General features: G+C 72.1%; 12 protein-coding genes and 1 riboswitch. Of the genes, 7 read left to right on the plus strand and 5 right to left on the minus strand.

Annotated elements, in window-relative coordinates; translation table 11 throughout:
* Positions 1-27: 27 nt before the first annotated feature.
* A riboswitch (cobalamin riboswitch) is annotated at positions 28-133 on the minus strand.
* A gap of 27 nt (positions 134-160) precedes the next feature.
* Positions 161-934 (minus strand): MBL fold metallo-hydrolase, encoded by a 774-nt coding sequence (locus AMK31_RS03660; RefSeq protein WP_073938826.1) that lies wholly within the window; start codon positions 932-934, stop codon positions 161-163.
* 31 nt (positions 935-965) lie between these two features.
* Between AMK31_RS03660 and AMK31_RS03665 the strand changes: the two genes are divergently transcribed.
* A complete protein-coding gene (locus tag AMK31_RS03665; RefSeq protein ID WP_073938827.1) occupies positions 966-1,199 on the plus strand; it encodes a ferredoxin in 234 nt (77 codons plus the stop codon).
* 143 nt (positions 1,200-1,342) lie between these two features.
* On the opposite strand, the gene AMK31_RS03670 is transcribed toward AMK31_RS03665, so the two are convergent.
* Positions 1,343-1,960 carry a TetR family transcriptional regulator gene (locus AMK31_RS03670; protein ID WP_073938828.1) on the minus strand — a complete coding sequence of 206 codons (618 nt, stop codon included), beginning with the start codon at positions 1,958-1,960 and terminating at the stop codon, positions 1,343-1,345.
* A gap of 219 nt (positions 1,961-2,179) precedes the next feature.
* On the opposite strand from AMK31_RS03670, the gene AMK31_RS03675 reads away from it, so the two are divergent.
* From AMK31_RS03675 to AMK31_RS03685, 3 genes are read left to right on the plus strand one after another with little or no spacing between them, the layout of a single operon-like run.
* Positions 2,180-3,607: a glycosyltransferase family 4 protein gene (locus AMK31_RS03675; RefSeq protein WP_073938829.1), complete on the plus strand. Its 1,428-nt coding sequence runs from the start codon at positions 2,180-2,182 to the stop codon at positions 3,605-3,607.
* Entirely contained in the window at positions 3,601-4,335 is a 735-nt protein-coding gene (locus AMK31_RS03680; RefSeq protein WP_073938830.1) for a class I SAM-dependent methyltransferase, read from the plus strand. The genes AMK31_RS03675 and AMK31_RS03680 overlap by 7 nt, the downstream gene beginning before the upstream one ends.
* Positions 4,332-5,408, plus strand: coding sequence for a prenyltransferase/squalene oxidase repeat-containing protein (locus AMK31_RS03685; protein ID WP_073938831.1), 1,077 nt, complete (start codon positions 4,332-4,334; stop codon positions 5,406-5,408). Before AMK31_RS03680 ends, AMK31_RS03685 begins: the two co-directional genes overlap by 4 nt.
* A gap of 7 nt (positions 5,409-5,415) precedes the next feature.
* Here AMK31_RS03685 and AMK31_RS03690 read toward each other — a convergent pair whose 3' ends face one another.
* Positions 5,416-5,706 carry a hypothetical protein gene (locus tag AMK31_RS03690; protein ID WP_073938832.1) on the minus strand — a complete coding sequence of 97 codons (291 nt, stop codon included), beginning with the start codon at positions 5,704-5,706 and terminating at the stop codon, positions 5,416-5,418.
* Between the two features lie 139 nt (positions 5,707-5,845).
* Here AMK31_RS03690 and AMK31_RS03695 point away from each other — a divergent pair, with 139 nt between their 5' ends.
* The 3 genes from AMK31_RS03695 to AMK31_RS03705 are packed head-to-tail and all read left to right on the plus strand — an operon-like array spanning position 5,846 to position 9,448.
* Positions 5,846-7,114 carry a hypothetical protein gene (locus AMK31_RS03695; RefSeq protein ID WP_073938833.1) on the plus strand — a complete coding sequence of 423 codons (1,269 nt, stop codon included), beginning with the start codon at positions 5,846-5,848 and terminating at the stop codon, positions 7,112-7,114.
* Entirely contained in the window at positions 7,111-8,688 is a 1,578-nt protein-coding gene (locus tag AMK31_RS03700; RefSeq protein ID WP_241842515.1) for a vWA domain-containing protein, read from the plus strand. The genes AMK31_RS03695 and AMK31_RS03700 overlap by 4 nt, the downstream gene beginning before the upstream one ends.
* On the plus strand, positions 8,669-9,448 hold the full coding sequence (locus AMK31_RS03705; RefSeq protein WP_073938834.1) for a hypothetical protein: 780 nt from the start codon (positions 8,669-8,671) through the stop codon (positions 9,446-9,448). Before AMK31_RS03700 ends, AMK31_RS03705 begins: the two co-directional genes overlap by 20 nt.
* Before the next feature lie 136 nt (positions 9,449-9,584).
* Here the strand turns inward: AMK31_RS03705 and AMK31_RS03710 are convergent, their stop codons facing one another.
* Both AMK31_RS03710 and AMK31_RS03715 read right to left on the minus strand, forming a co-directional pair.
* Positions 9,585-10,388 (minus strand): DUF5336 domain-containing protein, encoded by an 804-nt coding sequence (locus AMK31_RS03710; protein WP_073938835.1) that lies wholly within the window; start codon positions 10,386-10,388, stop codon positions 9,585-9,587.
* Positions 10,389-10,552: 164 nt separating this feature from the next.
* The gene (locus AMK31_RS03715) at positions 10,553-11,494 is read right to left on the minus strand and encodes an N-acetylmuramoyl-L-alanine amidase (RefSeq protein ID WP_073938836.1); all 942 of its coding nucleotides are present in this window, start codon (positions 11,492-11,494) and stop codon (positions 10,553-10,555) included.
* Positions 11,495-11,663: the final 169 nt, after the last annotated feature.

Raw genomic sequence — 11,663 nt, forward strand, 5'->3', positions numbered from 1 at the left:
CGCACAGGGCGATCCGGCTCGCCGGGCCCCTGCGGGCCGGACTCACGGTTGCGGGTCAGCGCCGGAATTGCACCGGCTTCCCCCTGTACGGGTGTGATGACGACGCGGCCACTTTACCGGCCCGTACACAGGGCCCTCCCAGGCGTCCCGGTCCGTCGGCTCACACCGCCACGTACGTCACCGGTTCGCTGCCCGCCACCGGCTCCGCCCGTCCCGGCTTCACCAGCCGCCGCAGGTGGGCCTCCGCCTCCGAGACGGCGATGTTGCGGGAGGCGGGCGGGATCTCGGGCCAGGGGCGGTTCCAGTCCATGCGCTCGGCGAGCTGCCAGGGGGTGAGGGGGGTGCCGAGGAGGGCCAGGAGGCCGGTGAGACGGGCCTCGTGGTGGGCCGGCAGCTCCCGGACCCGGGCGGGCGCGTCCGTGAACGCGTGCTGGTGGGCGGGCAGGACCTCGGCGGGGTCGAGGCGGGCGACGCGTTCGAGGGAGTCGAGGTAGTCGCCGAGGGGGTCGGTGACGGTGGTGTCCTCCGGGTCCTTGTACAGGCCGATGTGCGGGGTGATCCCGGGGAGCAGGTGATCCCCGGAGAACAGCCGCCCGCGGCCCGGGAGCCGCGCGGGGTGCTCCTCCTCCAGATGCAGGCAGACATGACCGGGGGTGTGCCCCGGCGTCCAGACGGCGCGCAGGCGGCGGCCGGGGAGGGGCAGCAGCTCGCCGGGGACGATCTCGCGGTCGGGCAGGGCGGGGGACAGGCCGGGCAGGGCGAGCGCAGGGGCGCGATGTGCTCCTCGGGTGCGCCGGCCGCCTGGAGCTTGGCCGCCATGTACGCGAACCAGCGCTCGGGACGGGCCTCGCGGGTACGGCGTACGACGTCGGCGTCGGCGGCGTGCATGGCGATCCAGGCGCCCGGAGGGATACGGCGAATACCTGGAGCACAAGATGATCCACCTCCCGGCGGGGGCCTGAGCGATGGGCGACCGCTGGTACGTCGAGGTCGACCGCTCCCTGTGCATCGGCTCGGCGCAGTGCCTCCACCACGCGCCCGAGGCCTTCCGCCTCGACACCGGCCGCCGGTCCCGCCCCCTCACCCCCGACACGGACGCCGGCGAACACATCCTGACGGCCGCCGAGAACTGCCCGGTCGAGGCGATCACGCTCACGCTGGCGGGGAGCGGGGAGGTGGTGTTCCCGCCGGAGGAGTGAGGGCCCTCACCTCGGTACGGTGGACGGGTGTGCCTCAACGCCGTGGAGGCGTGACGTCCGTGGCTCGTGGCGGCGGTCCTGGGCGTACGCGTCCCGCCCCTGGCTTCACGGCGGCTCGGAGCGGCCTCGCACGCCGGTCCCCGTCAGGGAGCCTCCGGTTCCGTCAGGTCGATCAGCCTGCACGCCGTCTCGATGTCGATCTTGACCTGGGCGATGGAGGCGCGGCCGGAGAGCCAGGTGATGAGGGCCGAGTGCCAGGTGTGTTCGATGACGCGGACGGCGGAGAGCTGGGCGGGGGTGGGGTGTTCCTGGCCCATCGCGTCGAGGATGATCGCCGTGGTCTGGCGGGAGACCTGGTCGACCTCGGGGCTCACGCTGCGGTCCGCGAACGTCAGGGCGCGGACCATCGCGTCGGCCAGGTGCGGCTCGCGCTGCAGGGCGCGGAACGCGCGCATCAGGGTCTCCGCGACCCGTTCCGCCGGCGTCCGGCCGGCCGGGGGCTTCTTGCGGAGCGTGCCGTGCATGTGCTCCAGCTGGTCCTGCATCGTCGCGACCAGCAGATGGACCTTGGAGGGGAAGTAGCGGTACAGCGTGCCGAGCGCCACCTGCGAGGACTCGGCGACCTCCCGCATCTGCACCGCGTCGTAGCCGCCCCGGCCGGCCAGCTGCGCGCTGGCGCGCAGTATGCGGCGCCGCCGGGCTTCCTGCCGCTCGGTGAGGGGCGAGGCGGGGCGTGCGGTGGCGGCTTCCACCTTCTCCATGGGTCCCGTTCCGTGACAGTCCGTGAGGGCGTGCGATCACACAGCATGACAGGGTTCCCGCGGGCCGTCAGTCGTGGCGTGAATCACCTGATCCACTTCTCACAGCGCGGCTACCTGCCGGTAGATTCAGAGCCTCTTGAACGATCAAGTCTGAAACTTGTTCTAGGTTAGCGTCCCGGCATAATCTCGCGGGACAGTGCAGGGAGAAGGGGGCCCGGAGTGACCGCTGAGGCCAGTCGGGACCTTGCGGGAGAGCGACCGCTGCGCATCGCGCTCCTGACGTACAAAGGGAACCCGTTCTGCGGCGGCCAGGGCGTCTACGTCCGCCACCTCTCCCGCGAACTGGCCCGCCTCGGCCACCAGGTCGAGGTCATCGGCGCCCAGCCGTACCCCGTCCTGGACGAGGGCTACGACAACCTCGCTCTGACCGAGCTGCCCAGCCTCGACCTCTACCGGCAGCCCGACCCGTTCCGCACCCCCAAGCGTGACGAGTACCGGGACTGGGTCGACGCGCTGGAGGTCGCCACGATGTGGACCGGCGGGTTCCCCGAGCCGCTGACCTTCTCGCTGCGCGCCGGCCGCCATCTGCGCGCCCGGCGCGGCGACTTCGACGTCGTCCACGACAACCAGACGCTCGGCTACGGCCTGCTCGGCGACCTCGGCGCGCCCCTCGTCACCACCATCCACCACCCGATCACCGTCGACCGGCAGTTGGAGCTGGACGCGGCGGAGAGCTGGCAGCGCAGATACTCCGTGCGGCGCTGGTACGGGTTCACCCGGATGCAGAAGCGGGTCGCGCGCCGGCTGCCGTCCGTGCTCACCGTCTCCGGAACCTCCCGCCAGGAGATCGTCGACCACCTCGGCGTCCGCCCGGACCGGCTCCACGTCGTCCACATCGGCGCCGACACCGACCTCTTCTCGCCCGATCCGTCGGTGCCGCGGGTGCCCGGCCGGATCGTCACCACCTCCAGCGCGGACGTGCCGCTCAAGGGCCTCGTCTTCCTCGTCGAGGCGCTGGCCAAGGTCCGCGGCGAGCACCCCGACGCCCATCTCGTCGTCGTCGGCAAGCGGCCCGCCGAGGGTCCGGTCGCGCAGGCGATCGAGCGGTACGGGCTCGACCGCGCCGTCGAGTTCGTCAAGGGCATCTCCGACGCCGAACTCGTCGACCTGGTCCGCTCGGCGCAGGTCGCCTGCGTGCCGTCGCTCTACGAGGGCTTCTCCCTGCCGGCCGCCGAGGCCATGGCCACCGGCACGCCGCTCGTCGCCACGACCGGCGGGGCCATCCCCGAGGTCGCCGGACCCGACGGGGAGACCTGCCTCGCCGTACCGACCGGCGACGCGGAGGCGCTGGCCGCCGGGCTGAAGCGGCTGCTCGCGGACGCCGACCTGCGGGACCGGCTGGGTGCCGCCGGCCGTGAGCGGGTGCTGCGGCACTTCACCTGGGCGCGGGCGGCGGAGGGCACGGTCGCCCACTACCGCGAGGCCATCGCCGGGTCCGCGGGCCGTGGCGAGCGCCGTTCCGCGGCGGGCCGGCCCGGCTCCGCGCAGCGGCTCACCGGCCGCTCCACGGTCTCCGCGACCGAGACGTCCGCGGCGTCCGAAGTTGTAACCGCTGGATCCAACCCCGAAAGCAGGGCCACGTGCTGACCGTCGACTTCACCCGGTTCCCGCTCGCCCCGGGCGACCGCGTCCTGGACCTCGGCTGTGGCGCCGGCCGGCACGCGTTCGAGTGTTACCGGCGCGGCGCGCAGGTCGTGGCACTGGACCAGAACGGCGAGGAGATCCGCGAGGTCGCCAAGTGGTTCGCGGCGATGAAGGAGGCCGGGGAGGCCCCGGAGGGCGCCACCGCGACGGCGATGGAGGGCGACGCCCTCGCGCTGCCCTTCCCCGACGAGTCCTTCGACGTCGTGATCATCTCCGAGGTGATGGAGCACATCCCGGACGACAAGGGCGTCCTCGCGGAGATGGTGCGGGTGCTGAAGCCGGGCGGGCGGATCGCGATCACCGTCCCGCGCTACGGACCCGAGAAGATCTGCTGGGCCCTGTCCGACGCCTACCACGAGGTCGAGGGCGGCCACATCCGCATCTACAAGGCGGACGAGCTGCTGGCGAAGATCCGCGAGGCCGGACTGAGGCCGTACGGCACCCACCACGCGCACGCGCTGCACTCCCCGTACTGGTGGCTGAAGTGCGCGTTCGGCGTCGACAACGACAAGGCGCTGCCGGTGCGGGCGTACCACAAGCTGCTGGTCTGGGACATCATGAAGAAGCCGCTGGCCACCCGGGTCGCCGAGCAGGCGCTGAACCCGCTGATCGGCAAGAGCTTCGTGGCGTACGCGACCAAGCCGCACCTGCCCCGGGTGGACGCCAAGTGACGACACCCCGGACGGAACACCTGGTCCTGCCGGGCGTGCTCACCGCCGAGCAGGCCGCCGCGACCGTCCGCGGCATCCTCGCGGTGCAGCGGGAGGACGGGGCCATCCCCTGGTTCCGCGGCCACCACCTCGACCCGTGGGACCACGTCGAGGCCGCGATGGCCCTGGACGCGGCCGGCGAGCACGAGGCCGCCGAACGGGCCTACCTGTGGCTGGCCCGGCACCAGAACCAGGACGGCTCCTGGTACGCGGCGTACGCCGACGGCGACCCCGACGACATCACCGACCAGAGCCGCGAGACCAACTTCGTCGCCTACGTCGCCGTAGGCGTCTGGCACCACTACCTGTCCACCGGCGACGACACCTTCCTCGACCGGATGTGGCCGGTGGTGCACGCTGCCGTCGAGTTCGTGCTGCGGCTCCAGCAGCCCGGCGGGCAGATCGGCTGGAAGCGCGAGGACGACGGCACCGCCACCGCCGACGCGCTGCTCACCGGCAGCTCCTCCGTCCACCACGCGCTGCGCTGCGCGCTCGCCGTCGCCGAGCAGCGCGAGGAGCCCCAGCCGGACTGGGAGCTCGCGGTCGGCATGCTGCGGCACGCGATCCGCCGGCACCCGGAGCGGTTCCTCGACAAGGACCGCTACTCCATGGACTGGTACTACCCGGTGCTGGGCGGCGCCCTCACCGGCGCCGAGGCCAAGTCCCGTGTCGAGGAGAGCTGGGACCGTTTCGTGGTGCCCGGCCTCGGCGTGCGCTGCGTGGTGCCCAACCCGTGGGTCACGGGCGGCGAGTCCGCCGAACTCGCCCTCACCCTGTGGGCGATGGGCGAGTCCGACCGGGCGCTGGAGGTCCTCCAGTCCATCCAGCACCTGCGCGACCCGGAGACCGGCCTGTACTGGACGGGCTACGTCTTCGACGACGGTGCCATCTGGCCCCGCGAGCTGACCACCTGGACGGCCGGCTCGCTGCTCCTCGCGGTCGCCGCTCTCGGCGGCCACGAGGCGACCTGCGCGGTCTTCGGCGGCGAACTGCTGCCGAGAGGCCTGGAGGACCCGGAGTGCTGCGCGGACTGAGCGAAGGTCAGTGGCGGTAGATGCGGTTCGCTATGGCGTGGCCCACGACCAGGTACACGACCGCGGCGAGACCGTAACCCGCCACGACCCGCGCCCACGCCTCGTCGAACGTGAACAGGTCGTGCGACCAGCCCGCCAGCCAGCGGGCCGTGTCGTGGATGAACTGCACGAAGTCGTTGCCACGGTTGGCGTCGAACAGGTACATCAGGATCCACAGTCCCAGGATCAGGGCCATGATGTCGGCGATGATCGCGATGACCCGGCCGGCCTGGGTGGCGCTGCGATATCGAGGGGACATGCCCGCCGGGTAGCCTTCTCGCGCGGGTCGAAACCGTGTGCCGTCATGTGCCCTGTTTTTACCTGGAGTTGGCGCTTCCGCCGGCTCTCGTTCCCCGCCGTCCTCGATAATCCTGCCCCCTTGAGCGGCAGGAGGGCCGTTGTCCGACGACAGAGCACCCGCCATAGAGGAACCGCGACTCACCACCCGGCGCACCGACCGCCGCCGCACACCCCGGCACGTACTGGCCGTTCTCCCGTTCGCGGTCGCCGGACTGTTCTCCCTGCTGCTGTCGGGCAACACGCTGCGGCCCCTGGAGCACATCACCACCATCGAGGCCCGGATGGCCTCCAAGTCCGACTACTTCAGAGACCCGGAAGTGCAACGGCTGTTACTCCGGCACGGCATCCGCGTCGACATCCACCGCCTCGGCTCCCGGGGCATCGCGACCCAGTCCCTGGACGGCATGGACGTCGTCTTCCCGTCCGGGCAGCCGGCCGCCAAACTCGTCCTCGACCGCCAGGACCGCTCCGTCCGCTCGGTCCGCCCCTTCGTCAGCCCCCTGGTCCTCGGCACGTTCCGCGACTACGCCGAGACCCTGGTGAAAGCCGGTGTCGCCACCCGGCAGCAGCCCCCGGACGGGACCGGCGACACCCTCTACTACGACCTCGACATGGCCCGCTTCACCGGCCTCCTCGACGGCGCCGACGACCCGAGGGACCCCAAGGACGGCACCGGCCGCACCGCCGACACCTGGAACGGCATCGGCTACGACGACATCAGCCGCGACGGCCGCAGCAACAGCGGCCGCGTCCTGGTCCGCACCTCCAACGTCTGCGAGTCCAACGCCGCCGGCACCTACCTCAGCATCCTCGCCTTCGTCACCAACGGGAACCGCACCCCCGGCACGCGTGACGGCGAGGACACCAGGATCGCCGCCGAGATCAAACCCCTCATCGACCTCCAGGGCATGTGGGCCGACGAACAGGCCGAGAGCTACTTCTCCGACCTGGGCGAGTCCATCGCGCCGATCTCCCTCATCTACGAGCACCAGTACCTGGCCCACCAGATCGCCCACCACGACCGCGACGGCCGCCAGGACACCAGCCGCGTCCTGCTCTACCCCACGCCCTACGCCCTCACCGAACCCCAGCTGATCTCCCTCACCGACAAGGGCGACCGGCTCGTGCGGATCATCCAGGAGGACGAGGAGCTGCGCCGCCGCGCCCTCGAACTCGGCTTCCGCGTCCGCTTCTCCGGCGCCGACGGCACCAGCGAACAGCTCAACTCCCACCTCGCCGAGCACGGCATACAGGTGCCGAAGGAGAACGCCGACCAGACCAAGGTCTACGAACCCGACCTGGAGGTCCTGGAGGAGATCATCGACTACGTCGGCGACTGCCCGCCGCCCGTCCAGGAGACGCCGTGAGGGCCGCCGCACGCGCCCTGCTCGGGCTCGCCCTGCTCGGCGCCACGCTCACCTCCTGCACCTCCGACGACGACCCCACCACCCTCCGCGTCCTCGCCAGCCCCGAACTCGCCGACGTCGCCCCCCTGCTGGCCGACCTCACCGAGGACACCGGCATCGAGCTGGACATCGATTACCGGGCCGACGCCGACCTCGACGGCCAGTACCCGGCCGGCCGCTCCGGCTACGACCTCGCCTGGCTCGCCTCGGACCGCTCCTTCCTGCTGCGCGTCCGGGACTCCGACGGCGAACTGACCCGCCCCGAGTCCACGGCCGTCATGCGCTCGCCGGTCGTCGTCGGCCTGGCCCCCGACACCGCGAGGAAGCTGCGCGCCGACGCCCCCGGCGGGCGGATCTCCTGGGCGGACGTCGCCGACGCCGCAGCCGACGGCACCGTACGGTTCGGGATGGCCGACCCGCGGCGCAGCGACACCGGCCGCGCCGCGCTCGTCGGCGTCGCCACCGCCGCCGCCGGCACCGGCAGCGCCCTGCGCGAACAGGACGTCTCCTGCGACCGGCTGCGCGGCTTCCGCTCCGGCCAGACCCTCACCGCCGCCAGCTCCCGCGACCTCATGGCCCGCTACCCCGGCCGGCAGGACGACGCCAACGCGCTGATCGCGCACGAGGCGGAACTCCTCGCCCTCAACGCCTCCGGCGACCTGCGCGCCCCGCTGGAGATCGTCCACCCCGACGACGGCATGGTCCTCTCCGACTTCCCGCTGCTCCTGCTCGACCCCGGCGCCCGGCCGGCGTACCGCGAGGTCGTCGACTGGCTGCTCGCCGAGGACACCCAGCGCGCCCTGATGGAACGGACGTACCGGCGCCCCGTCAACCAGGACGTCGAACCGTCCGAGGCGCTGCGCACCCCCGTCGGCAACGCCCTGTCCTTCCCCGACCGCCTCTCCGTCGTCGAGCGGCTGATCACCGACTACGGCGACCCGGCCGACGGCACCGCCGACCAGGTCGTCTTCGTCCTCGACTTCTCCACCTCCATGCGCGGCACCCGCATGGCCGGCCTGCGCGCCGCCTTCGCCGGCCTGAGCGGCGCCGACGACAGCCCGACAGGCAAGTTCGCCCGCTTCCACCGGGGGGAACGGCTGTCGGTGGTGCGGTTCGGGGGCCGGGTGCTGGAGGAGCGGACGGTGACGGTCCGCGACGACGAGGATCTGCGTGACCTGAACGACCTGGTGGCGAACGGGGGTTACGACGACGCCACCGCCCTGTGGACGGCCCTCGACCACGGCTACCGCGTCGCCGCCACCGCCGTACGCGACGACCCGCACCGCCCCGTCTCCATCGTGCTGATGACCGACGGCGAGAACAACGCGGGCATCACCTACGAGGAGTTCCTGCGCCGCCACCGCGCCCTCGGCGCCGAGGCCGAGGCGGTGCCCACCTTCCCCGTCCATCTCGGAGAGGCCGACACCGACGCCCTGCGGCGGGCCGCCGACGCGACCGGCGGCCGGATGGTCGACGCCGGACTCTCCTCCCTTTCCGACGCGTTCAAGGAGATCCGTGGGTGTCATCGACAGTGAGTGGTGGGCCCTTTGGTGGTGGCCCTGGCTGGTCGTCTGGGCGGGAACGGCGGCCTGCTGGGCCGTCCTGCTGCGCTACGGCCTGATCCGCCTCGGCTGGCTGCGCAGACGCCGCCGGCGCGGCGGCCGCACCGTCCACGGCATGTGCTTCTTCCTGCACGAGCAGCGGGTGATGGACCTCTACCAGCAGGGCGGCTTCACCGCCGCCCTCGAACAGGAGGTCGCCGACCGGATCAACGTCACCAGCGGCGTCGGCCTGCGCGCCAAGTTCGGCTGGGGCGGCGGCAAGGCCAACCGGGACGTCACCAAGGAACGCGTCACCGCCTACATCCAGCAGAGCACGCCCATCACCGTGATACGGCTCCTCATGGACACCATGCGCAAGGAGGACGTGGTCGTCCACGCCGACCTCACCACCGGCCTGATCGTCCCCAACCGGGGCCTCGCCGACACCCTCCGCGACCGGGGCGACCGCGTCCCGCTGACCGCCGTCGCCGTCGTCTCCGCGTTCGTCTCCGTCACCGGCCGCTTCACCGCCGAACGCTCCGAGAGCGGCGACATCGTGCTGCGCGCCCCCTACGGCGACGGCCCGGACCCCGCCCATGTCCGCGTCACCTGCGAGGCGGCGGGCGTCCGCGAGGGCTTCCAGAACGCGGAGTACTTCACCGGCGAGTTCCAGGCCCGCTGCCTCGGCAAGGTGCAGACGTGGAACAGCCGGACGGGGGAGCTGTCCCTGAACCCCGTGGCGATCTTCCTGTAGGCGGTCAGGAGTTCGGCTCCGTCGGCGTGCGCAGACCCTCCTGACGGGCTGCCGGTTGTTCGGCTGGTGGCTGTACGACAACGGCCCCCCGCCCGGAAGGGCGAGGGGCCGTACGCGCGTTGTGTGAGCCCGGCCGTCAGCCGCGCTGGATACCGCTGGTGTCCTGGAGCACACCACGGCGGCCGTCCTGCGTCTGCGCGATCAGCGTCGCACCGCGCTGCTCGACCGCCAGGTACCAGGTACCCGGGGCGAGTTCGGCGATCGGCGTCGGAGAACCGTCCTCCGCGAACAGCGGACGCGGCACCGGGACGGCGAACCAGAACGGGGAGAAGTCGCCCGCCGGCTGCTGCGGGGCCTGCGGCTGCTGGGGCTGCTGCGGCTGAGGCTGCGCGCCACCGCCGTACGGCTGCTGCGGCTGGCCACCGAACGGCGGCTGCTGGGCGCCCTGCGCGCCCGGGTAGCCGTAACCGCCCTGCGGCTGCCCGCCGTAGGGCTGCGGGGCGGCCGGACGCGGGGCACCGACGAGGGCGGCCTTGAGGGCCGGGACCAGGGGGGTGGCGATGGCGGCGGCGGCCAGGATCAGGGCGACGATCAGGCCGAGGATGAGACCGGTGCCGGCCCCGTCGGCGTCGATGGTCCACCACAGCAGCGACCATGCGGCAGCGACGGTGAGGGCGACGCCGAGCGCGCCGAGATCCAGGCCGGCGACCTTGCGCGGCTGGGGGAGCAGGCGAGCAACGACAATGAGCGCGCCACCGACCACGCCGGTCATGTACGTGCCAAGCCCCAGTCCGAGGCTGAGGTCCCAGGCGTTGGGGAGGTCGGCTGCGTCGCAGAAGGCGCCGTCGCAGTCGGCAACATCGAGGAACGACGCGATGAACAGCAACACCGCTGCTCCGATCACCACGCCATCGCCCCGAGTGAGGGAGCGGATATTCACTTCTTGTCCTTCGTCAGTCGTCTCGTCTTCGGCATTGCTGGAGGCGTCGCTGTCACCATGTCGCCGTCAGGCCCTGGTGTGAAGCGCGGGGGTGGCCCCTCATCGTACGGACGACCCTATCGTCCGCCCTCCGAGGCTGTCCGCCCGGATCAGTGCGCTGATCATCACCCGCGCAGGAAACTCACGATTCCCTCAGAGATTCCTTGCGCCGCCTTCTGCCGCCAGGCACCGCTGGTCAGCAATGCCGCGTCCTTGCTATCGCGCATGTTGCCGCACTCGATGAACACCTTGGGAACCGTTGACAGATTGAGACCGCCCAGGTCCTCGCGTGTGACGAGTCCGGTGCCGTCGCCGACGTAGTTGGAGGGCGCGCTGCCGGTCACGCGCACGAAGTTCCCCGCGATGCGCTCGCCCAGTTCGCGCGAGGGCGCGACGATGGGCCGGGTGTCGGCGGCACCGGCGTGCACCTCGCCCGGCAGGATCACATGGAACCCGCGGTTCCCGGCGCCCGATCCGTCGGCGTGCAGGGACACCACGGCATCCGCGTCCGCCTCGTTCCCGATGCGGGCCCGTTCGTCGATGCAGGGGCCGTACGGCTGGTCGGCGTCATGGGTGAGCTTCACCGTGGCGCCCTGCCGCTGGAGCAGGGTGCGCATGCGGTGGGCGACGTCGAGGGTGAACTTCGCCTCGGCGTACCCGTCGTTGGTCGACGTGCCGGTGGTGTCGCATTCCTTGCGGCTCGTCCCGATGTCGACCTTCTGGTTGATTTCGGTGGCGTGCCGGAAGTTGCCGGGATTGTGGCCGGGGTCGATGACGACGACCTTGCCCTTGAGCGGGCCCGAGGCAGCGCTGCTCGTGTCCTTCGGCGCGGGGCTCGTCGGGCTCGGCTTCTCGTCGTCGGAGGGCGTGGACGCCTCGGCGGAGGGCGTGCCCGCCGTCGAGGAGGCCGCCGCACGGCCGCCCCCGGTGTCCGATCCTCCCGTGGTCTCGACGACCAGCCATCCGGCCAGCGCACCGGCGACCAGCGCGGCTCCCACCACGGCGATCAGCCTGCGGCGCGGGCGACGGGCGGGGGGAGGATCGAATTCCGGACCTGCGTACGACACGGGGCCACCCTAGCGGGCGGGGCGGTCGGCGGCGGGGTCGGGCGGACCGGCCACACCGACACACGCCTCGTTCCCCTCGGGGTCGGCCGGCACCCGGTTCGACGGCGCGTCGGCGTCGTCCACCAGCCGTCCGCCGTCCGCCGTCCGCCGTCCGCCGTCCGCCGTCAGC

The sequence above is a fragment of the Streptomyces sp. TSRI0107 genome, from assembly GCF_001905845.1.
Classification (GTDB): domain Bacteria; phylum Actinomycetota; class Actinomycetes; order Streptomycetales; family Streptomycetaceae; genus Streptomyces.